Raw genomic sequence first — 20,503 nt, 5'->3', positions numbered from 1 at the left:
CGAAAGGCCGACACCGGATCCTGAGATCCGGTGTCGGCCTTTCGGGTGGGACAGTCAGGCAGTAACGAGGGAGCGATCGATCAGCGGCAACTCGGGGCGGCGATCCGAGACGCCCGCGGCGTCGGCCAGATCCCCGGACACCTTGCCGTCCCGGAAGAACTCCAGGAAGACCGGGTTGAACAAATCGGGTCGGTCGGTCTGACCCTGGTGACCGCACTCGTCGGGATAGAAGAACTGGACGTTGGGCAGGTGATCTTCCTGGACATACCCCCACTCGACCGGAGTCAGGATGTCCTGTCGGCCGTAGAGGTAGAGCCCGGGCGTGCTCAACCGGTCCAGACGCCCCTTCGTCACCAGACGGGCGGCGCGATTCTCGTCCGTCCAATCGGTGATCCGGCGGTACTGCAGGAGAGTGGGCCAGAACTTCGCGTGTGCATCCATCCGGTCCCTCGCCGAAAGGTAACGCATGTCGATCAGATCTTCGCTGATCGCCTCGCCTCGATGGATGATCGCCTCCATCATCGTGCGCATTCCGTCACGGGTGCCGTCGTAGGCGGTGAGGCGGAACTCGCCGGCCGGTGGGGTCAGGTGCTCCGGAACCACGTCGCCGACATCTCCCGCGATCAGGATGAAACTCTTGACCTTGTCCGGGTGTGCAACCGTGTAGTTGACCGTGTTCATGCAGCCCATGGAATTTCCGGCGAGATGGAACTCGTCGAGGCACAGAGCGGTGGCGAACTGGTCGATGAAGTCGACGAACGACTCCATGCCGTCCGGCCAATACTCTTCCCGCGTGTCAGACAGGCCGAAGCCGGGCATGTCGGGGCAGTAGACGCGGAAACCGTGCTCCGCGAGGTAGGGCGCCATGAAGCGCCACCCCGCCAGGCCGGACGACCCGGGCAGACCGCCGTGGAGCAGGACCACGGCGGGGCCTGACGTGCCGGCAGTCATGTAATGCGCGCGGGCGCCGTTCGCCAGTCGTACCCAGCGGCTGGCGAGCCCGGGAACGTCGACGAGATTTTCATCAGTGAGTGCCATAGTGATCTTCCTTTATCGGTGAGAAGTGATCGGTGACGAGCTCGCCGGAAGACAGACCGAGGAACTCGAGCGCGTTGTCGCGCAGGATTCTCGGCACCGCTCCGGGAGGCAAATGCTCTGCCGCAGAATCCAAGTCCGCCAGGCCGCCGTCGGGTTGGCCCGGGATGAACGGGTGATCGCTGCCGAGCAGCACCCTGTTCGGGCCGAAGCGATGCACCAAGGCCGGCAGGTGGGCCGCATCGAACACCAATGTGTCTGCATACAGCCGCGATACGAGGTGGTCCAGCTCCTCCGGTGTGTGAGTGCCGGCGATCTGTGCGCCGAGGCGCAGTCTCGGGTATGCCCAGGGGAAGGTGCCGCATCCATGGACCATGGCGATGCGGAGGCCACGGTGGCGGTCCAGGACTCCTCCGAAGACGAGGGCCGTCGCCGCCAACGCGGTGTCCGACGGCATCCCCAGTCCGAAGTCGTAGGTGAATCCGGAACGGCGGACCGCGCCGCCGCCACCGTCGACGGGATGGACCAGGACCGCGAGTCCGAGGCCGTCGACGGCGTCGAAGAAGTACTCCAACTCTGGATCGTCCAGTTCCATTCCCCCGATGTGGGTGCCGATCTCGATCCCACGAAGCCCCAGAACTTCCGAAAGATAACGCAATTCGGCCAGGCATTCACGAGGCGAAGCAACGGGGACCGTGCCGATCCCGACGAGCCTGCCGCCGCCGTCGTCCACCGCACGGGCGACGGATTCGTTGACCCAGCGGCAGTAGCCGGCGAATGGCGCTGCTGGAGCGTCGTATTCCAGCATGACAGGAACCGGGGAGATCGCCTGCACCGCCACGCCTGCACGGTCCATGTCCGCCAATCGTGCCGGCACATCCCACAGGGCGCTCCGGACGGTGCGGAAATCGTCGGACCCGCGGACCAGCCTTCCCTCCGTCGGAGAGTCGACCACCAATCGAGGTGCTCGCGGGAATCCCGCGATGACCTCGGGGGGAGGAGCGTCTCGCGGGAAGTAGTGAGCATGCACATCGATGGTGCCGGGTGGAACCACGAGGGCCTCCTGTCGCGTGCATCCGTTCATTTCGCCGATTCACCCACGTCGTCGAGCAAGCCGGATCGGAGGGAACGTTAGGGGCCTCCGCACGGTGGCCGCCGCGGCTGTTCCGGGGGCTGGAACCGGTCGCTGAAACCCGTACCCTGAAAACAGGCGCGTTGTGACCGCCGTTACAGTGGGTTTTCCCCGTGGGTCGGCGGAGCGGAGAGTGCGGAGGCCCGGATGGTGCACATGGCAGAGGACAAGCACGACGTCGGTGGCGCGGAGAGCACGCCTCCCTCCATCCTGGCGAAAGCGTTCTCGGTGATCGGAGCGTTCAACGAGCGTGATCGGGTTCTGACCCTGACTCAGATCAGCCGTAAGACAGGTTTGCCCAAGTCGACGGTCCACCGATTGCTGCAGCGATTGGGTGAGCTGGATGTGATCGAGGAACACGGTGCGGGGTACCGACTCGGTATCCGCCTGCTGCAGCTGGTTTCCTCCATGCCGGTGGACGGAATGCGCGAGGTCGCGTTGCCGCACTTGGCACAGTTGCAGGCGTGGTCGAAGGAATCCGTGCACTTCGGCGTCCTCAGGGGCAACGAGGTCGTCGTGCTGCAGGCGCTCTTCGCCGTGGATCACACGCGACCCATCGGTGAGGTCGGCACCCGGATCCCCGCGCACCTGTCCGCGATGGGCCGGGCGATGATGGCCTACCTCCCCGAGGACGAACTCACCGAACTGCTGGCGGGCCCGCTTCTCGGAATGACGCCCAAGTCCGTGACGGATCCGGTGCAGATCTCCGACGAACTGAAGCGCGTACGGGTGTCGGGGGCGGCGATCCAGAAGGACGGTGTGGTCCTGGGCCTGGGAAACATCGCTGCGCCCGTCCTGATCAAAGGCCGGCCGATGGGGGCGATCGCCGTCCAGTTCGACTCGTCGAAGCAGGTCGCCGAGTCGATGATCAACGCCGTCAAGTTGACCGCCCACCGCATCAGCCGCGACACAGCCCAGATGCTTTCCCAGGGCAGAGGAGATCTCTTTCCGTTCGACGACTGACGCCGCGTTCCGGGCAGTGGAACTTGTGGTGCGTGCGGTATCGGCGCGTCACACGATGGGGGAGCGACCCGCCCGGCGCGTTTGACGGCGCCCGAGGCGTCACCTCAGAAAGGACGGCCCATGGCAGAATTCCTCGCTTGCGGCATGACCCATTACCCGTTGCTGGCGGGCACCGACGAGCACATGGCAGGCCTGCTGCGATGGACCCTCACCGACCCGGACATCCCGGCCGAGGAGAAGGATCCCGCCAATTGGCCGGACCGCATGCGCCGCGAGTGGTCCGACGACGGTGGTACGGCCGCTGCGGCCGCACATCGTGCGGAGCTGGTGGCGGATCTGACTCGGGTCCGTGAAGCAATCGACGAATTCGCCCCCGACGTCGTCGTGGTGTGGGGTGACGACCAGTACGAGAACTTCCGCGAAGAGGTGGTGCCACCGTTCTGTGTGCTCGCCTACGGCGACCTCGAGGTTCCCGCGTTCGAGGTGATGAATGAGAGGGGTAGCCCGAACGTCTGGGGCAAGCCGGACGACTTCGAGATCGTGATGCACGGTGACGTTGCTGGAGCCAGGCAACTCACGGACGGTCTGATCGAGCGCGGATTCGACATGGCCTACTCGTACAAGAAGCGTGCCGGCGCACACTTTCCGCACGCCATCCTCAACACACAGCTATTCCTCGACTACGAGAACGCCGGCGCGGAGATGTCGTACCCCTTCATCCCGATGACCGTCAATTGTTATGGGCAGCACGCCATCGCGCGAAAGGGTGGATTGGCCAGATTCGCCGACATCGAGTCGGAGGTTCTCGACCCGGCGGGCCCGACGCCGGCGCGGTGTTTCCAAGTGGGTCGAGCGGTCGCGCAGCATTTCCGCGACCGCGACCTCCGCGTGGCGTTCGTCGCCTCCTCGAGCTGGTCCCACGCCTTCCTCGCAGACAAGCTGTGGCACATGCGCCCCGACACCGACGCCGACATGCGCATCTACAAGGCCCTGCTCGAAGACGACTTCGCGCTGATGCGTAGCTACACCAGCGCAGAGGTCGTCGACGCCGGCCAGCACGAGATCCTGAACTGGTTCTGCATGCTCGGGGCGGTCGAGGAACTCGGCTTGCGCCGGGAATGGTCGGACCTCGTGGTGACCGACGTCTTCAACTCCAACAAGGCATTCGCCGTGTACCAATAGGGCGGCCGTGGGCCGGTGGTTTTCGAACCACCGGCCACTTCTCGGCCAACGCGACGCAGAGCGGACTCAGGCCGCCGAGATACCCCCGTTGACGCTGATGGCCTGTCCGGTGAGCCGCCGCGCGGCGGGGGAGGTGAGGAAGACGGCGAGGGCCGCGAGGTCTTCCGACTCCGGAACGCCGAGATGCGCCTGCTGTGCGGCCTTGGCGAACAGTTTTGCACTGAATCCGTCGGAGGTGATCCGTTCGGTCGATCCGGTTCCGTTGACGAGCGACGGAGTCAGGACGTTCACGCGGATTCCGTTGCGCTTGGCTTCGATGGCCAGAGTGCGGCTGAACATGACAATGGCCGCCTTTGCGGCACCGATCACGGACTCGCCCGGCGTGGCGGTCTTGGCCGCGTCCGACGCGACGTTGATGATCACGCCGCCCTTTCGAGCCGTCATGTGCGGGACGATCTCGCTCGCGAGATACATGCTCGGCAGCGCCAGTTGGTTGAAGGTCCGTGCGATGTCGTCGGTGGGAATGTTCGCGAAGAGTTCCGGCCGGACATCGGGGGCGGTCGTCGAGACCAGGATGTCGACGCCGCCCAGGATTCGCTCGGCTGCGGACGCGATGTATACGGCGCCGTCGAGGGTCGTCGCGTCCGCAGACAGGAAGGTGACGGCGCACGACGGATTGACGGACGAAATGCGTTCCTGCGCTGCCCTTCCGCGCTCTGCGCTGCGGCCGACGATCATCACGCGCGGAGCGCCGGCCTCGGCGAGGCCCACGGCGGTCGCCAGACCGATACCGGCCGTGCCGCCCACGACGAGGGCGCCGCAGTCCTTCAGATCCTTCGGCGGGGCGATGTCGGATGTAGTCATTGGTGTGCTCCGTTCAAGTGATGTGGGTCAGAGGGAGACGGTGCCGCGGGCAAAGATGTCCTTGGCGATGATGCGTTTCTGGATCTCGGCGGTGCCATCCGCGACGAGGTACGCGGTGACGTCGCGGTAGCGTTGCTGCAGGGGTGATTCCGTCGAGTAGCCGAGGTTGCCGTGGACGCGCATGGCGAATTCGATGGCGTTCTTGGCCACGACAGGCGGCCACCACTTGCTCATCGAGGCGAGGGCAGTGTGCGGCTGGGAGGTCTCACGAAGCCACAGCGCCCGGTAGCAGATCCAGCGTGCGCCTTCCAGATAGGTGGCGTGCTCGGCGAATTGGAACGCGAGTCCCTGGTGCTCGGACAGGGGCTGTCCGAACGTCTCCCGGTGCTGGGCGTAGGCGGCGGCTTCCTCCAGGCTTTGTTTCGCGGCCCCGAGGCACATCAGACCGAGTGCGGCGCGGCTGAAGTCGAAGTGTTCCATGACCGAGTGGAATCCCTTACCGAGTTCACCGACGAGGTGCGATTCGGGAATGAAGACGTCGGACAGGTGGATGCTGCCCCATCCCAAGGGGAGGCAGCCCATGCCCGGCATGTGGCTGACGGTGACGCCGTCCGCGTCGAGTGGCACGACGAAGCAACTGACGCCGCGAGAACGGCTGGATCCTGGCTCTCGCGCATAGACGAGTGCGGCGGTGGCATTCATGGCCCAGGAGATCGCAGTCTTCTCGCCGTTCAACCGCCATCCGCCGTCGACTGCTGTTGCCGTGGTCGTCAGCGCGCTCGCGTCGGAACCCGACCCGGGTTCCGTCAGGGCGATGGCGATGGTCTGCTCACCGCTGATGAGGGGAGGAAGGTAGCGTTCCTGGATTTCGTCCCGGCACAGCGCCAACTGCGAGGCGACGAGGCCGATCTGGACGGGCGCCGACGCCATGTTCACGTCGCCGTATGCCAGTGTTTCGGTCGCGATTCCGAGCAGAACCGGATCTTCGGCGCCGGTTCCGCCGTACTGCTCGGGCAGGCCGATGCCGAGCAGGCCGAGGTCGCCGATTTTCTTCATGATGTCGAAGGGGAACTCGGTTGATGCCGCTCGGTCGCGGTAACCGGGGAGGAGGACGCGATCGCTGAACGCTGCCAGCGTCTTTCGAAACTCTTCGTGTTCGTCGGTGAAAGCGAAAGAAACCATCGGAATGTGCTCCTGTGCGTTGCTTTGGCCGGGGATGTGGGAGAGGAAGCGCCGGCGTGCAGTGGATGCCGGGCGGTCCGTCCGTCCCCATGAGAAGTATTCTAGGTTTGAATAGTAGGTCGCCAAAGCATTTGAGGCAAGAGGTGTCCGACGGGTCGCTGCAGGCCGTCACGGTCGGCCTGTCGGCAGAGAAGAGGTGCGGGTCTCAGTGCCCGGTTTCGACGTCGCCGACGGCGCGACGGACGAGTTGCAGTTGTTCGACCAGGGATTCGAGCGTCTCGGTATCGACCGAGGCCAGGCCGAAGCGGACCCCTGCCAGCCGAGTGTTGGCATCCTCGACCACGTCCACACCGGCCGGGGTGAGCGTGGCGAGGACGGTGCGGCGATCCGTCGCGTGCGCGCGCCGTTCGACGAGGCCGGCCTTCACGAGTTGGTCGACCGCCATCGACACCGTGGTGGGATGAACCATCAGGTACTTGCTCAGTTTGCCGAGCGTGCGGGTTCGGCCCTCGGAGAGTTGCAGCGACGTCAGAATGAGGTAGGCATTGCGCGACAACCGAAGTGAGCGCAACTCCTGGTCCATGGCCCGGACCACCCATTGGTGGGTGCGCAGCAACGCCATCGTGGTGGCGAACTCCAGTTCGGCCGAATCCTGCGACCCCGCCCATTCGGTGCGCATCCAGTCGACCACATCACCGCGATCGTCGTCGGCGGGCGTCGGCAGTTCACTCGCCACTGCGCGTCCTCTCCTCGTCACCGAACCACGTCGCGGTCGATGATAGACACCGCTCTCAGGCGAGTGACAAGACGACCTTGCCGAATCCGCCTCCCTGTTCGAGATGCTTGTGCGCGGCCGCCGCCTCCGCGAGCGGGAATACCGCGCTGATGGGAACCGGCGCGACGGTCTTCGCGTCGAGAAGTGTGAGAAGTCCGGCGAAGTCCTGCGGGCTGCCCATCGTGGTTCCGATCAGTTCGTACTGGCCGAAGTAGAACGGCCGGACGTCGAGGCTGGCGAGCTCGCTGCGTGACGCCCCGAGCACGACCAACCGGCCGCCCGGTCGCAGCGCGGCGATGGACTGTTCCCACGTTCCCACCGAGTCCAGAACGAGATCGAACCCCTGCTCGTCCGGGGTCAGCGCTCGCGCGGCGTCCGGCCACTCGGGGTCGGTGTAGAGCACACCGTTCGCGGCGCCGAGTTCCTTGGCCTGCGCGATCTTGGACGTCGACGACGAGGTGACGGTCACGTGCGCTCCCACCGCGGATGCCAGCATCACCGCCATGGTCGCGACGCCGCCGCCGGCGCCCAGGACGAGAAGATTCTCGCCGGCGCGGAGGCGGCCGCGGGTGAAGAGAGCCCGATACGTCGTGAGTCCGACGAGGGGCAGCGCGGCTGCCTGTTCCCAGCTGAGGCCGCGGGGTTTGGGGGCGACGCAGTCCTGCGGGACACGGACCAGTTCGGCGTACGTGCCCCGCTGGTGATCACCGAGGATTTCCCAGCGTGCGCTCGGAGCGGCTTCTCGATCGCCCCACCACAGCGACGGGAGGACGAGGACCTCCTCGCCGGTGTCCGTGCGAATTCCCGCGCCGTCGGCTCCGGGTACGTGGGGTAATGGGGACGAGTACCTGCCCTGGCGGACGAGTACGTCGTGCCAGTTCAGTGCAGCCGCCTTCACTCGGACGGTAACCCAGCCCGGGTCGGCGACGGGGTCGGCAACCGACTCCAGCGTCAAGACGTCCGGTGCACCGAACTCTCGCAAAACCACCGCGTCCACAGCAATCCTTTCGGTCGTACCTTTTGAATGGTATCATTGTTCCGGAGGAGCGCTCTGTGCGAGCGGTCATCCCCGAGGCGCTTCGGAGTGATCTCTAGAACTCGCGCTTGCCCAACGTGATTGGGCAATGATTCCTTGTGCGCGGTGTGCCCGTTTCGCGTCTTGCCTCCAGCGCACGCATCGTGTTTAGTGATGGCAGTCACATATAATGGTTGCCGGGTGAGGAACGTCTGCCCCGTGACGCAATCCACGTCGTGAGGCGACCGAACTACGGAGCGCAATGATTCGGACCGAGCAGTCAGTCGCAGTGCGAGACGAGGAGCTTGTCCAGCATGCACACGAGTACGTAGAGCTGGCACAGAAGATCCTCGGGCCGGCCTTCCGTGCTCAGAGTCTCGATGATGTCTACCCCGCACTTGCCGCCGCCCGACATCAACTCGGACAGGCGCTGACCGAGGGAAGCCTGCCCGAGGCCGACATCGAGGAGGCATGCTTCCTCCTGGTCCGGATCGAAGAACACCAGGAGCGGTGTGCCGAGAGCGCGGCCATCAGCCGTGCCGCCGAGTTGCGTGCCGTCCACGACGCCGCGGCCGGGCTACGTGATCTCGCATCCGACGACATCGTCCAGGCGGCACCTCTGGCGATCTGTTCGGCGCTCCCGTTCGCGCGCGCCATGATCTCGGCGATCAGTGGATCGCTGTGGCGGCCGCAGAGACTTCACGTGCAGCCCGAGTTCGACGGGTCACCGATGGATTTCTCGGACTTCGTGGATTGCGCGGAATTTTCGTTGTCGGAGGCGCGGCTGGAGACGGAACTCGTTCGCAGGCGAGTGCCCGCCCTCGTCCCGACACCGGCAGACGACGACCGGACATTCAAAGAGATCGTGATTGCCTCACAATGCTCCAGCTATGTCGCCGCACCGATTGTCTCCAAAGGCCGAGTGATAGGCCTAGTTCATGCCGATCGTCCTGGCTTGCGGGAGTCGCTCGACCCGGACGACCGCGACCGATTGGACGCTTTCGCAACATTCTTCGCTCTCGTGTACGAGCAAGCGGTACTGCGGGAACGGATCCACGCGCAGAGGTCGCGACTCGCGGCCTCCTTCGATGCCACCGATACGATGCTCGAACGCATGCAGAAGACGGAACTGGCCTTGCGTCCTCGCCTGAATGAGCATCCTCGCAGCCCTCTGCGGGCCGTCGACGAGATGTCCACGGTCGAGGTCGATGCGGTGTTGACATTCCGCGAGCGCGAGATCCTGTCGCACATCGCGACCGGAGCCACCAACAATCAGATTGCGCAAATGCTCGTGATTTCCGAGGGAACGGTGAAGTCACACGTCAAGCACATCCTCAAGAAGCTGCGCGTGCCGACCCGGGCGGCGGCGGCAGTGCTCTATTCCCACCAGACTCGACGATGACCCCGGCACAGAGTTCTGCACGGTCGCGAGGCGACGCCGAAGTCATGACGACCGCCGTCTCGCTACTCGGTCGCTTGCGTCACGAATTCGGTTTCGGGCCAGAGGCGCCGACGGAGACGCGGAAGGCGTCACCGGGCCTCGTGCTCGCCATGCTGGACGAGGCGACGGAGGCAGGACTTCGGGGACTGTCGTCGATCCCAGCGGACAAAAAGGTGCTCCTCGGGCGGCTCCTCGTCGAGATTCGAGATGTCCGCCGCCGTCTGCACGCGGCACCGTCCTCGTCCGGAGTTGTCGGTGCCGCCGACTTCGCAGGCGCCGTCCGCCGTCTGCGCGGTGCCGAAACAGTGGCCGGGTTGTCCAGGAGCGTGTGCTCCGAGGCCGCCGTGATGACCGGCCTCGGCTGTGTGCTGCTCTCGGAGGTCCACGACAACGCGTGGACGATCGTGGAGACACAGTTCGAGAAGGGCTCTGCGCCCGACGTGAATGCACTGGCGTCGACGGCGATAGCGCCGGGGTCGCCGGAGGACGAGGCAGTCCAGAAGCGCGCTGCAGTCCTCGTACTGCCGAATCCGCAGCTTTCGGCGGGGAATTCCTCGGCCGTCGCAGGTGTCTCGGTCTTCGGTGCCGGAGGGTATGTCGTGGCCCCGATCGCCGTCTCCACCGGGGTCATCGGCCTGATTCACGCCAGTCGCGCCGACGAACGAAACCCGAGTATCTCCGAGCGGGATCTACTCGATGCTTTCGTCGTCAGCTTCGGGACCCTCTTCGAACGGGCACTGGTGTCCGAACGACTGACCGAGCAGAAACGATTGATCGTCGAACGCCTGCAAGAGGAAAGTCGTGAGGCCGAGGGACTGTCGAACGCCGAAGTCGTCTTCGGAAAGCCGAGTGGATCCGGTGCTGCGTCGTTGTCGCCGGTGCCACTGCCTTCCCATTGCCGCGCACCGGGCCTGGCGGAACTGACGAGGCGCGAGCGCGAAGTCTTCCAGCTCTTGGCAGCGGGAAAATCCAACACGGAAATTGCGGATGAACTTGTGATCAGTGTGTTCACCGTGAAATCGCATGTCAAGAAGATCCTGCGGAAGCTGGGGGCGATGAACCGGTCGGAGGCGATCTACCGATACCTCGAGATGACCGACTCCGACACCTCGTCCCGCCGCACCACCTGAGTCAGCCGTTGGTGTCCGGTACGACGACTCGGACACCGTCGCACTGCCCGTTGACGATCAATTGGCACGACAGGCGTGAATGTGACTGCACCCCTTCGAGGTATTCGAGCATATCACGCTCCTCGTCGGTGGCCTCGTCGAACAGGCCCGTGGAGTCTTCGTCGAGAATGACGTGACACGTGGCGCACGAGCAACTTCCCCCGCATTCGGCGATGATCCCCGGGAGGTTGTTACGGACCGAGCCGTCCATGATGCTCTGGCCGGTCGGGACGTCGATCGTCGACTCACTTCCGTCGGGCAGCACGTAGGTGATTCGTCGGATGTCGGGGGAACGAAACGGGGGGCTGCTGCAACATCGTTGCGACAGCCCTGCTCGTGGTATCCGAAAGTGTTGGTGGCCTTACTCGTTGCCGGTCAGTTCGGCAGCCTGCTGGCGAAGCAAGAACTTCTGAATCTTTCCGGTGGCGGTGGTGGGAAGCTGATCGACGACGACCACTTTCTCGGGAATCTTCTGCATCATGGCCTTCCGCTCGTTTCGGAGGAAATCGGCCAGTTCGTCCAAGGTCGGCGCGGGACCGTTCACCTCGATGAAGGCGCACACCTTCTCGCCGAGTCGGGGATCCGGCATGGACACCGCGGCCGCGCCCGAGATGCGCGGATGTGCCAGAAGGTGTTCTTCCACCTCCCGCGCGGAGATATTCATACCGCCGCGGATGATCAGGTCCTTGATCCGTCCCGTGACGCGCAGAAAGCCGTCCTCGTCGACGCGACCGAGATCTCCGGAAGCCAGGAAGCCGCGCGCGTCGACCGACGCGGCGGTGCGTTGGGGATCGCGCCAGTAGCCGAGGAAGATGCCCGGTCCACCGTAGAAGATCTGGCCTTCCTCGCCGGCCGTCACGACGGCGTCGCCCTCGTCGCGGATCTCGAGATCGACCCCGTCGAAGGCCCGCCCGTCGGAGGAGAGCACCTTGTCGAGGGGATCGTCCTCGCGGACCGCGGTGACCAGGAGACCCTCGCTGCTGCCGTACACCGGGAGCAGTGTGCAGGCGGGCAGAGCTGTCTTCCACTCCTGCAGAAGGTTTTCCGGGATGGGAGCGCCTGCGCTGACCCACATTCGCATCGAGCTGACGTCGTGATCGGCGCCGGCATCGATCGCCCCGAGTGCCATCTGGAGGAACGGTGTCGCGGCCATGCTGACCGTCGCCTTGTACTCCGCGATACGCCGGAGACCCTCGCCCGGTTCCCACACGTCGAGGAGGTGGATCCCACTGCCTAGGATCAGCGGTGTTGCGACCCCCACCGCGAGTCCGGTTGCGTGGGTGACGGGGGAGGGCATGAACATGACGTCGTCGGGGTTCAGGCCGATCACCTGTCCACCGAGTCCGTGGACGGTGAAGGAGAGCGTGTTGAAGGTGTGCTGGCAGCCTTTCGGTCGCGACTCCGTTCCCGAGGTGTAGATGATGGCGTGGGCCGCATCGGCCGACGGCGGCGGCCCGAGTTCGTCGTCACCGGGGACGCGGTCGCCGGCGGTGAGTGAGTCGAACGCGATCTCGCCGGCCCTCGCATCCCCGCGCACGACGACGACATGCTCGAGTCCGGGAACCTCGGGGCGGACATCGGCCAGCATGTCGGTGTAGCGGAACTTCCGGAATTCTTCTGTGACAAAAGAGATCTTGGCACCGGAGTGCTCGAGAACGTAGCGGACTTCGTCGTGTCGATAGACGGGCATCGTCGGCACGAGCACGGCGCCGATCCTGGCGAGTGCCACGTAGATGACGACGAATTCGTTCCAGTTCGGCAACTGGACCTGGACGCGGTCACCGCTGACGACGCCGAGTTTCTTCAATGACGCCGCGAGGCGGTACGCCTGCGCCCGAAGCTCGCCTCGGGTGAGGGATCCGTAGCCGTCTGTGACGGCGACGAAGTCCGGGTCGATGGTGGCCCATCGATCCAGGTGTTCGGCCAGGCTCTCGTCGCGCCAGTAGCCATTCGATCGGAACGCCTCGAGGGTGCTCGCACTGTAGCGGTCCTCGGGGAGAATGGCTCCCGCGTGTTCCATGACGTCCATGCGCGGATCCTTGCTGTCAGGTGCCTCTCCTCGACAGGAGACAGGCCAGAGTGATTGGTCTAACCATAGTGCCGACCGGGTGGAGTTAAAAGGTATGAAACGGACGCATTCTCACCCTGCGGGGTGAGTGAAATACCTCATTGGAATGAGATGAGCGTGGAGGTGTGGGCGCGGCTCGTGCCACACCCACACCCGCACTGTCACAGGTAGATCGACTTTGACACGAGGTAGGCCGACAGGGCCTCCGGACCCAGTTCGCGTCCGAGACCACTGGCTTTCACACCACCGAAGGGCGCCGTCGGGTCGGGAAGGTAGCCATTGATACCTACAGTTCCCGTTTGGATGCGCCGAGCGACAGCGACCCCGTGGTCGTGATCGGCGGTGAAGACGGTGCCGCCGAGTCCGAAGTCGCTGTCGTTCGCGACGCGGACGGCCTCCTCGTCGTCGCGGTACGAAATGATCGAGAGCACCGGGCCGAAGATCTCCTCCTGGGCGATGGTGTAGTTGTTGTCGACGTCCGCGAAAATGGTCGGTTCGACGAACCACCCCTTGTCGAGGGCCGCGGGACGTCCACCGCCCACCGTGATGCGGGCACCGTCGCCCTTGCCCTTCGCGATGTAGGACTCCACGCGGTCGCGCTGCCGGGCGCTCGCCATGGGGCCGATCATCGTGGCGGGGTCGAGGGAGCTTCCCACCGTCAGCGACCCCGCTAGGGCGCTGAACGTGTCGACCACCTCCTGATAACGCGACTGCGGTGCCAGAATGCGGGTGCCGAGGTAGCAGACCTGCCCATTGTTCAACATGGTCGCGCCGAACAGCTGCTCACCGACGGTGGCGAGATCCAGATTCGCGTCGTCGAGGATGATGGCGGCCGATTTTCCACCCAGTTCCAGCGTGACCGGCCTCAGCAGGCGGCCGCAGGCCTCGGCGATGGTACGACCGGCAGCCGACGACCCGGTGAACGCCACCTTGTCGATGCCGGGGTGTGAGACGAGGTACGCGCCCAGTTCGCGGCCACCGGGCACGATGTTGATCACGCCCGCCGGAAGGTCTGCCTCTTCGATGGCTTCCGCGAGGACGTAGCTGTCGAGGACCGTTTCGGGGGACGGCTTGATGACGATCGTGCACCCAGCGGCGAGAGCCGGCGCGTACTTGAATGCGGCGAGCGCCTGCGGGAAGTTCCACGGGACGATGGCGCCGACCACACCGATCGGGGTCTTGGTCACCAGAGTCGATCCGCCCAGCAGGCCCGGCCGCGTTTCCTCGAAGCCGTCGTTCTCGACCAGGCCCGCGTAATAGCGGAGCAGGATCTGAGGGAAGACCGCTTCCAGCTTCTCCGCGACGGCGACGGGCATGCCGTTCTGAGAGCTCACAGCCTGGACCATGTCGGGTGCGCGCTTGTCGAGCGCATCAGCCAGCCGGTTCAGTGCCTGTGCTCGCCGCGCCGGCTCCCACTGCGACCACCCGGTCGGATCGTCGAAGGCCCGGCGCGCTGCATCGACAGCGGCGTCCATATCGGCCTCGGCCCCGTCGGGGGCGTGACCGACCACCTGCTCGTCGTTGGGAGACACGACCGTGATCACGCCACTGGAAGTGGGCGCGTGCCACTCGCCCCCGATGAAGAAGGCGTTGTTGTTCGTCGTCATGATGGTTCCTCTCATTGATCTGAGTTGTGTTGCTCTTCTTGCCGAGTCATTTGCTGGGACGGCGGATTACACGGATTCGAGGGGTTCCTCGTACAGCGGGAATTCCTCGGTGTCGTCGTAGGTCCCGAAGCTGTCCTCGAAGCTTTCCTGGATGGCGATCTGGGCGCTCTCGGGCAGGGTGTGCATGATCTCGCGGACACGTTCCTGGCGGCGGGCGACCGCCTGGCGGAACGGCATTCCCGGGGTGGCCTTCATCTGCGGGACGATGCCCTCGACGTCGTCGACACCGCCGGCGTGGTGACCGGCGTCTACCATTGCCTGCTCGGCGGCCATGGTGGCCTCGTCCTTCTCCTCGGACATGCCGATCGGGCCGATCATGGTGCCGTTGAGGAACTGCTTGACCACCGGTTCGTCCGAGGTGAGCAGTACCTCCCGCGGGCCGAACATCACCAGTTTGCGGCGGAAGAGCATGCCGATGTTGTCGGGAACGGTGCGGGCGAGGTTGATGTTGTGCGAGACGATCAGGATCGTCGCGTCGATCTCGGCGTTGATGTCGATCAGCGTCTGGGAGATGTAGGTGGTACGGACGGGGTCGAGACCGGAGTCGGGTTCGTCGACGAGGATGATCTGCGGGTCGAGGACCAGGGCGCGGGCGAGGCCGGCGCGTTTGCGCATACCACCGGAGATCTCGCCGGGCAGTTTGTCCTCGGCCCCGAGGAGGCCGACGAGTTCCATCTTTTCCATGACGATCTTGCGGACGTCGGCCTCGGACTTCTTGGTGTGCTCCCGCAGCGGGAATGCGACGTTGTCGTACAGGTTCATCGACCCGAACAGGGCGCCGTCCTGGAAAAGGACACCGAACAGTTTGCGGATCTCGTACAGCTCCTTCGACGAGCACTCCAGAATGTTGGTGCCGTCGATCACGATCGACCCCTGCTCCGGGCGGAGCAACCCGATCAGCGATTTCAGGAACACCGATTTGCCCGTACCCGACGGTCCGAGCAGGGCGCTGACCTCGCCGGTGGGAAGGGTCAATGAGACGTCCTGCCAAATCTTCTGTGAGCCGAACGACTTGGTCAGTCCCTCGACGGATACCTCGACACCCACGACTACCTCCTACAATTTCGAAAACATCGGCTGATCCCCGTGTTTCGGGGAACTGGTCAGACCGGGGTCATTTCCGTCATGACCCACGCACCCTCCTGCTCGGTCATGCCGACTCGGACGCGGCTTCCGTCCAATTTCGGTGCGGTGCTATCGGTGCTGGTGGTCGACTGGTTGACGAAGAACAGCAGTGTCACCGCGTGTTCCGACGCGGAGACGACGGAGGATTCGACGACGGTCGCCGAGGTGACGACCTGGCGCTGTTTCGCCGACGGGATGATGACGTCCTTGCCGACGCTGTCGAACTGGTCGCGGAGGTCGCCGCCGAGACTGGGAAGGATGTCGGCGAAGTGGGCGTCGACAGTGTTGAAGTCGTATGACAGCACGTCGGCGACCAGTTGGGTGGCGCGGTCGCGGGCCTGTCCCTCCGCGGTGTCGACCTGGTGGCGATCGTGCACCTGGAGAGCGATGGCGACGGTCGCCGCGACGAGCCCACCGGCGAGGAGCACGGCGAGGTAGCGGGTGGCCCGCCGCCGCGCGAAGGACCAGGATGCGACCGCTTCGGGTATCCGGGCGAATGTATTTCTCATGCTACGAACTCCACATCCGAGACGAGCCAGCGGCCGTCCACCGAATCGAGCGAGACCTTCATGCGGTAGACCCGGATCTCTCCGTCGGGTGCCTCCGTGTTCTTCACCGTCGACGTCACGGCGGCGAGGACGACGGCATGCTCGTCGTCGGACGTGACGAGCCCGGCTTCCTTCACTTCGCCGGTCGACTCCACCTGGCCCTGGTTCAGCACATCACCGAAGCTGCCGGACGCACTGGTGAACTGGTCCCGGAACGGCCCGGTGGTGCCGTCGGCGACGCGCTGGATGTCCTCGTCCACGCTCTGATGCCTCAGCGTGACCAGATCGACGACCACTTGGCGGGCCGTCTCCAGTATCTGTTCGTCTCGTGACTGTGCTGCTTGCTCCGCTCGCAGGTTCGTCCACGAGACGCCGCCGACGACGAGGGCGGCGAGGACGACGAGTGCGATTACCGCCATCGACGCGATGAAACCACGGGTACTTTTATGCACCTCGGAGTCGGCTGTCGCGGCCGCGGCATCGTTTCCGGCGTGATCGAGGTCCGGTTCGACCTCTACCGGAGCAGTAGTGCCTGCCATGTCAATTCCTCCTCTAGCTTTGGTGCAGAAACGCTGGCGATCGAGTACTGATCGCCGTTCGGTGCCCGGAAGTTCCCGGTGATCGGGTCGTACGGGACGCTGGTGGTGCCGCCTCCGCCGGCAAGATCCTGCGAATTCGTCCATGAAGCCGGCGTGACGGTCAGAGGTTCCGGAGTGTCGGGAGCAGGTTGGCTCGCGATCGGTCCCGTGTTCGGTGCGCCGGTGCCGGTCGACGGGGGAGCATACGGTTGTCCTGGCCGGGCCAGCATTTCCGGCCAGGTGGACGGCAGGCCGCCGGGGCAGTTCGCGATCTCGGCGGTGCGCACCGCGGGATTCGTCGCGCAGGGGATGTTCCGTACCCCTCGTGCGACCCGCGGATCTGCCTGCGGGAGCTTGCAGTAGGAATTTTCCGGCGCCGGAGCCGAGCTGACGTCGCTGGGGTCGCGGCGCTGCGTTTCCTGGTAACCCTCGGTGCAGGGGAGCGGGTTCGCAGAGTTGCCGAGTTTGACGTCCAGGGCGCCCTGGCCGTACACCCGGTCGTCCGTTTGGACTCCGCGGTGCATGTAGTTGATCGACGCGGACACCGCCGGGTAGATCACGAGGATCTGCTGAATTCCGGGGATGTTGACGCGGGCGACCTCTCCCACGGTCTGGAGGTTCGCCAGCAACAGCGGAACGGTGGGGCGAAGGTCGTCGAGGGTGCCGCTGACCGTGTCGAAGAACTGGGAACCGTTGTCGAGGACACCGCGAACCTGCGCGTCGCTCATCACCAACTGCTCGGAGAACGACGACAGATCGCGGGAGAAGCTCGCGATATCGGCCCGGGAGTCGACACCGGCCTCGAGGACAGGTTCGGCGTCGTCGAGAAGGGTTCGGGTAGAACCGATCTTGGCCTGCGCGAGTTCGATCAGTGGACGCGAGGAGTCGATGAGCCGCGAGAGGGCCGGTCCAGCCCCGTCGAAGGCGGTGTAGGCCTCGTCGACGGTGACCCGGAGATCGTCCTTGGGCAGCTCCGACAGGAGCACGTTCACCTTGTCGACGACCTCGGAGGCGGGCACCGGGATCTCGGTGTTCTGCTCGGTGATCACGTCACCGTCCTCGAGGAAGGGGCCCTCCGATGACGCCGGAACGAGGTCCAGATACTGCTCGCCGATGGCTGACACGCTGCGGACGAATGCCTGGCTGTTCGCGGGAACAGCGAAGTCCGAATCGAGCTGCAATTCTGCGGACGCCCGATCAGGGCGAACGTCGATCGACTTCACGACGCCGACGTCGACGCCGCGGTACGTCACCAGGGAGTTCGCATAGAGTCCTCCGGCGCGGTCGAACTCCGCCGTGATCGTGTACATGCCGATACCGGTGACCCTTTTCAGCCCGAGGTAGTTGACCGCGGCGTTGCCGACAGCGAGAACTGCCACCACGCTGAAGACGATGAGCTGGAAGCGAACGAGGTTCGATCTCATCAGCGCGGTACTCCGTTCTTCGGTGCGGAGGTTGCGGGTCCGCCGGATTTCGTTGCCCCGGTGGGTGCCAACAGCGGATTCACTGCTTGACGAGCCGGGTTCAGTCCCGCCAACTCGTCGAGGGGGATGCTGCCGAGAACCTTGCCGCCTACTGTCTCGGCGCTGACGTCGAGCGTGAGGAAGAGATTCATGTAGTCACCCTTGATGGCGCGCTGAGTCGTGGTCACCGGGAACGGGACCGTCGCCGCGATCTTCAATGCTTCCGGAAGGTGATCACCGGCCGCGGCGAGCTGCGAGAGCACCGGCTGCAGCGACCGCAGATTCGCGTCGAGGTCTTCGCGGCTGCTCTCGAGAACCTCGGTGGCGATCTCGCCGAACCGCCCGACGTCGTTCAGCATCGTCGTGAGTTGCTTCTGCTGCTCGTCCAGGATCTGCATCGCCGGCTGGATCGAGGTGATGCCTCGATCGATCGTCTGATTCTGGCTGGCGAGTTCCGCGCCGAGACGGTCGAGCCCGTCTATCGCGCGGACGATGTCGTCGCGCTGTTGGTCGACACCGCCGACGAACTCTTCGAGGTTGCCGAAGAGGCTGCGCAACGATTCCTCGCGGCCACCCAGAACGCGGTTCAGCTCGGAGGTCACGGTGCGGATCTGTTGTAAACCACTGCCGTTGAGTACGAGGGCCAGCGCCGAAAGCACCTCTTCGGTCGACGGGTACTGACTGGTGCGGTCGAGGGGGATCACGTCGCCGTCGGCGAGTGCGCCGACCGCCTCGACACCGGGCGGCACCGTCAGCTCGAGGTACTGGGAGCCGAGCACGCTGGTTTGCGCGAGCTTGGCGCTGACGTTCGCCGGGATCTCGGCCTCGGGATCGATTTCGAGTGTCAGTTTCGCGCCCCAGTTGTCACCCGTGATGTGGCTGATATTCCCCACGATGACGTTGTTGGCCTTCACCGGCGAGTTGCCCACCAGATTCTGGATGTCCGCCAGCTCGACCGTTACCTCGTGTGCGTCACCTCCGACCACGTTGCCGGGCAGTCCGATCGAATTGATCCCGTCGAATCGGCACCCGGCCGCCACGGCCACGACGCCGACGAGCATGGTCGCGGTGAGCGCCGACCTGCGCAAAGTGGTTGTCATCGTGGTCCCTCCGGAAGAATGAGGTTCTGGAGACTCTGGGTGATGGAGGCGACGGGATCGCTCGGGCCGGGGGAACCCGGCGCGCCTGCCGGCGGAGTCGGATTGGCGACGGGTGCTGACGTTGCCTGTTTCACGGCCGCGTTGGCCAAAGGTGCGGCGAAAACTCCAGCAGCTGTGGCGCATTCATCTTGCGGGGCGTCGACGGTGGTCAAAAGCGCGCAGATGAGCGAGCGTGGGTCCGGCATCTCGGGTACGGCGAGGGCGCCAGTGAGTGAGTTGGCATCGGGATCGTAGATGTTGTAGAAGTCCGACAGAGCCGTCGGTCCGGCGTGCAGGATCGACATCAGGGTGTCCTGCCGGTCGACGAGCAACCGGGTGATGGTTTCGAGCTGCCCGGTATTCTCGACCAGCGCCCCACGGTTGTCTTCGACGAACTTCGTGACTTCCTGGAACGTGGTCAGCATGCTGCTGAGCAGTGCGTCGAGTTCGGTCCGATTGGCGTTGAGCAGCCCCGACACGTTGGCCAGTTCACCGCTGAACGCCCGAATCTGCTGGTCGCTGGCGGCGAGGGCGGTGGTGAACTTCTGCAGGTTCTCGACAGTGCCGAACAGATCCTCGCCGCTCGCATTCAGTGTGGTGGCGGCGTCGGAGAGGTGGGTGAGGGAATCGTGCAGTGCGGTACCCGTCCCGTCCAGGGTGTGGGCAGTGCTGCTCACGAAGCGATTGAGTGAACCGTCCGGGTGCTCCGGGGTGCGGCCCGCATCCTCGCTGAGCTTGACCACCTGCTTCTTGATCTCGTCGAACTCCACCGGGACGGCGGTCCGGTCGAGCGGAATTTCGTCGCCGTCGGACAGGGTCGGTCCACCCGAGTACGCCGGTGCCAGCTGGATGTAGCGGCCGGTCACCAGGGTCGGGGCGACGACTGCCGCCTTCGCGTCGGCCGGGACGTCGTACTCGTTGTCGTAATCGAACTCCACCCGAACCCGTTCGCCGTCCGGTTCGATCGTCGTGATGCGGCCGACCTCGACGCCGAGAATCATCACCCGGTCTCCGACGTACATGCCGGTGGTGTTCCGGAAGTAGGCCGTGACGTGGTTGACAGAGTGGTTTTCGATCCAGGCGGCGGTCAGCAACCCGACGAGCGCGACCGCGATCACCACGGCGAGCAGTCTCGCCGGCAGTGCCCGTGCCATCTC

General features: G+C 64.9%; 20 protein-coding genes. 4 read left to right on the top strand and 16 right to left on the bottom strand.

Features of this window, described 5'->3' with window-relative positions:
• Positions 1 to 54 precede the first annotated feature (54 nt).
• Positions 55 to 1,038, bottom strand: a complete 984-nt coding sequence (locus ACFTWF_RS21245) for an alpha/beta fold hydrolase (protein ID WP_185727638.1) — start codon at positions 1,036 to 1,038, stop codon at positions 55 to 57.
• The gene (locus tag ACFTWF_RS21240; RefSeq protein WP_378463157.1) at positions 1,025 to 2,119 is read right to left on the bottom strand and encodes an amidohydrolase family protein; all 1,095 of its coding nucleotides are present in this window, start codon (positions 2,117 to 2,119) and stop codon (positions 1,025 to 1,027) included. Before ACFTWF_RS21240 ends, ACFTWF_RS21245 begins: the two co-directional genes overlap by 14 nt.
• A gap of 195 nt (positions 2,120 to 2,314) precedes the next feature.
• Here ACFTWF_RS21240 and ACFTWF_RS21235 point away from each other — a divergent pair, with 195 nt between their 5' ends.
• Together ACFTWF_RS21235 and ACFTWF_RS21230 are read left to right on the top strand one after the other, a co-directional pair.
• Complete coding sequence (locus ACFTWF_RS21235; RefSeq protein ID WP_378463156.1) at positions 2,315 to 3,130, top strand: IclR family transcriptional regulator; 816 nt, start codon at positions 2,315 to 2,317, stop codon at positions 3,128 to 3,130.
• A gap of 120 nt (positions 3,131 to 3,250) precedes the next feature.
• Positions 3,251 to 4,312 carry an extradiol ring-cleavage dioxygenase gene (locus tag ACFTWF_RS21230; protein WP_378463155.1) on the top strand — a complete coding sequence of 354 codons (1,062 nt, stop codon included), beginning with the start codon at positions 3,251 to 3,253 and terminating at the stop codon, positions 4,310 to 4,312.
• Positions 4,313 to 4,378: 66 nt separating this feature from the next.
• Here the strand turns inward: ACFTWF_RS21230 and ACFTWF_RS21225 are convergent, their stop codons facing one another.
• From ACFTWF_RS21225 to ACFTWF_RS21205, 5 genes are all read right to left on the bottom strand, one after another.
• On the bottom strand, positions 4,379 to 5,176 hold the full coding sequence (locus ACFTWF_RS21225) for an SDR family NAD(P)-dependent oxidoreductase (RefSeq protein WP_378463154.1): 798 nt from the start codon (positions 5,174 to 5,176) through the stop codon (positions 4,379 to 4,381).
• Positions 5,177 to 5,203: 27 nt separating this feature from the next.
• Entirely contained in the window at positions 5,204 to 6,358 is a 1,155-nt protein-coding gene (locus ACFTWF_RS21220) for an acyl-CoA dehydrogenase family protein (RefSeq protein ID WP_378463153.1), read from the bottom strand.
• Between the two features lie 205 nt (positions 6,359 to 6,563).
• A complete protein-coding gene (locus ACFTWF_RS21215; protein WP_378463152.1) occupies positions 6,564 to 7,094 on the bottom strand; it encodes a MarR family winged helix-turn-helix transcriptional regulator in 531 nt (176 codons plus the stop codon).
• A gap of 55 nt (positions 7,095 to 7,149) precedes the next feature.
• The gene (locus tag ACFTWF_RS21210; protein ID WP_378463151.1) at positions 7,150 to 8,130 is read right to left on the bottom strand and encodes a zinc-binding alcohol dehydrogenase family protein; all 981 of its coding nucleotides are present in this window, start codon (positions 8,128 to 8,130) and stop codon (positions 7,150 to 7,152) included.
• Between the two features lie 298 nt (positions 8,131 to 8,428).
• Positions 8,429 to 8,710 (bottom strand): hypothetical protein, encoded by a 282-nt coding sequence (locus tag ACFTWF_RS21205; RefSeq protein ID WP_378463150.1) that lies wholly within the window; start codon positions 8,708 to 8,710, stop codon positions 8,429 to 8,431.
• Between ACFTWF_RS21205 and ACFTWF_RS21200 the strand changes: the two genes are divergently transcribed.
• Together ACFTWF_RS21200 and ACFTWF_RS21195 are read left to right on the top strand one after the other, a co-directional pair.
• Entirely contained in the window at positions 8,696 to 9,550 is an 855-nt protein-coding gene (locus ACFTWF_RS21200) for a response regulator transcription factor (protein ID WP_378463149.1), read from the top strand. The genes ACFTWF_RS21205 and ACFTWF_RS21200 overlap by 15 nt on opposite strands.
• Before the next feature lie 44 nt (positions 9,551 to 9,594).
• Entirely contained in the window at positions 9,595 to 10,719 is a 1,125-nt protein-coding gene (locus tag ACFTWF_RS21195; protein WP_378463148.1) for a response regulator transcription factor, read from the top strand.
• A gap of 1 nt (position 10,720) precedes the next feature.
• Here the strand turns inward: ACFTWF_RS21195 and ACFTWF_RS21190 are convergent, their stop codons facing one another.
• From ACFTWF_RS21190 to ACFTWF_RS21150, 9 genes are all read right to left on the bottom strand, one after another.
• Positions 10,721 to 11,041, bottom strand: a complete 321-nt coding sequence (locus tag ACFTWF_RS21190; RefSeq protein ID WP_378463370.1) for a 2Fe-2S iron-sulfur cluster-binding protein — start codon at positions 11,039 to 11,041, stop codon at positions 10,721 to 10,723.
• Between the two features lie 78 nt (positions 11,042 to 11,119).
• Positions 11,120 to 12,787, bottom strand: a complete 1,668-nt coding sequence (locus tag ACFTWF_RS21185; protein ID WP_378463147.1) for an AMP-binding protein — start codon at positions 12,785 to 12,787, stop codon at positions 11,120 to 11,122.
• A gap of 200 nt (positions 12,788 to 12,987) precedes the next feature.
• Positions 12,988 to 14,433, bottom strand: a complete 1,446-nt coding sequence (locus tag ACFTWF_RS21180) for an aldehyde dehydrogenase (protein ID WP_378463146.1) — start codon at positions 14,431 to 14,433, stop codon at positions 12,988 to 12,990.
• Between the two features lie 66 nt (positions 14,434 to 14,499).
• A complete protein-coding gene (locus ACFTWF_RS21175; protein ID WP_378463145.1) occupies positions 14,500 to 15,540 on the bottom strand; it encodes an ABC transporter ATP-binding protein in 1,041 nt (346 codons plus the stop codon).
• Between the two features lie 56 nt (positions 15,541 to 15,596).
• Complete coding sequence (locus tag ACFTWF_RS21170; RefSeq protein ID WP_378463144.1) at positions 15,597 to 16,127, bottom strand: hypothetical protein; 531 nt, start codon at positions 16,125 to 16,127, stop codon at positions 15,597 to 15,599.
• Entirely contained in the window at positions 16,124 to 16,705 is a 582-nt protein-coding gene (locus tag ACFTWF_RS21165) for a hypothetical protein (protein WP_378463143.1), read from the bottom strand. The genes ACFTWF_RS21170 and ACFTWF_RS21165 overlap by 4 nt, the downstream gene beginning before the upstream one ends.
• A complete protein-coding gene (locus ACFTWF_RS21160; RefSeq protein WP_378463142.1) occupies positions 16,681 to 18,168 on the bottom strand; it encodes an MCE family protein in 1,488 nt (495 codons plus the stop codon). The genes ACFTWF_RS21165 and ACFTWF_RS21160 overlap by 25 nt, the downstream gene beginning before the upstream one ends.
• Positions 18,168 to 19,307 carry an MCE family protein gene (locus tag ACFTWF_RS21155; protein WP_378463141.1) on the bottom strand — a complete coding sequence of 380 codons (1,140 nt, stop codon included), beginning with the start codon at positions 19,305 to 19,307 and terminating at the stop codon, positions 18,168 to 18,170. Before ACFTWF_RS21155 ends, ACFTWF_RS21160 begins: the two co-directional genes overlap by 1 nt.
• Positions 19,304 to 20,500: an MCE family protein gene (locus tag ACFTWF_RS21150; RefSeq protein ID WP_378463140.1), complete on the bottom strand. Its 1,197-nt coding sequence runs from the start codon at positions 20,498 to 20,500 to the stop codon at positions 19,304 to 19,306. The genes ACFTWF_RS21155 and ACFTWF_RS21150 overlap by 4 nt, the downstream gene beginning before the upstream one ends.
• Positions 20,501 to 20,503 lie beyond the last annotated feature (3 nt).

Origin of the sequence: Rhodococcus sp. NPDC056960, assembly GCF_042674125.1 — a bacterium.
GTDB lineage: Bacteria > Actinomycetota > Actinomycetes > Mycobacteriales > Mycobacteriaceae > Rhodococcus_F.
This window is presented reverse-complemented; position numbering and strand designations above follow the sequence as displayed.

What these genes read in the sequence shown, in the direction of transcription:
- ACFTWF_RS21245 (WP_185727638.1), bottom strand. Translation starts at nt 1,038, where the DNA reads ATGGCACTCACTGATGAAAATCTCGTCGACGTTCCCGGGCTCGCCAGC.
- ACFTWF_RS21240 (WP_378463157.1), bottom strand. Translation starts at nt 2,119, where the DNA reads ATGAACGGATGCACGCGACAGGAGGCCCTCGTGGTTCCACCCGGCACC.
- ACFTWF_RS21235 (WP_378463156.1), top strand. Translation starts at nt 2,315, where the DNA reads ATGGTGCACATGGCAGAGGACAAGCACGACGTCGGTGGCGCGGAGAGC.
- ACFTWF_RS21230 (WP_378463155.1), top strand. Translation starts at nt 3,251, where the DNA reads ATGGCAGAATTCCTCGCTTGCGGCATGACCCATTACCCGTTGCTGGCG.
- ACFTWF_RS21225 (WP_378463154.1), bottom strand. Translation starts at nt 5,176, where the DNA reads ATGACTACATCCGACATCGCCCCGCCGAAGGATCTGAAGGACTGCGGC.
- ACFTWF_RS21220 (WP_378463153.1), bottom strand. Translation starts at nt 6,358, where the DNA reads ATGGTTTCTTTCGCTTTCACCGACGAACACGAAGAGTTTCGAAAGACG.
- ACFTWF_RS21195 (WP_378463148.1), top strand. Translation starts at nt 9,595, where the DNA reads ATGACGACCGCCGTCTCGCTACTCGGTCGCTTGCGTCACGAATTCGGT.
- ACFTWF_RS21185 (WP_378463147.1), bottom strand. Translation starts at nt 12,787, where the DNA reads ATGGACGTCATGGAACACGCGGGAGCCATTCTCCCCGAGGACCGCTAC.
- ACFTWF_RS21180 (WP_378463146.1), bottom strand. Translation starts at nt 14,433, where the DNA reads ATGACGACGAACAACAACGCCTTCTTCATCGGGGGCGAGTGGCACGCG.
- ACFTWF_RS21170 (WP_378463144.1), bottom strand. Translation starts at nt 16,127, where the DNA reads ATGAGAAATACATTCGCCCGGATACCCGAAGCGGTCGCATCCTGGTCC.
- ACFTWF_RS21165 (WP_378463143.1), bottom strand. Translation starts at nt 16,705, where the DNA reads ATGGCAGGCACTACTGCTCCGGTAGAGGTCGAACCGGACCTCGATCAC.
- ACFTWF_RS21160 (WP_378463142.1), bottom strand. Translation starts at nt 18,168, where the DNA reads ATGAGATCGAACCTCGTTCGCTTCCAGCTCATCGTCTTCAGCGTGGTG.
- ACFTWF_RS21155 (WP_378463141.1), bottom strand. Translation starts at nt 19,307, where the DNA reads ATGACAACCACTTTGCGCAGGTCGGCGCTCACCGCGACCATGCTCGTC.
- ACFTWF_RS21150 (WP_378463140.1), bottom strand. Translation starts at nt 20,500, where the DNA reads ATGGCACGGGCACTGCCGGCGAGACTGCTCGCCGTGGTGATCGCGGTC.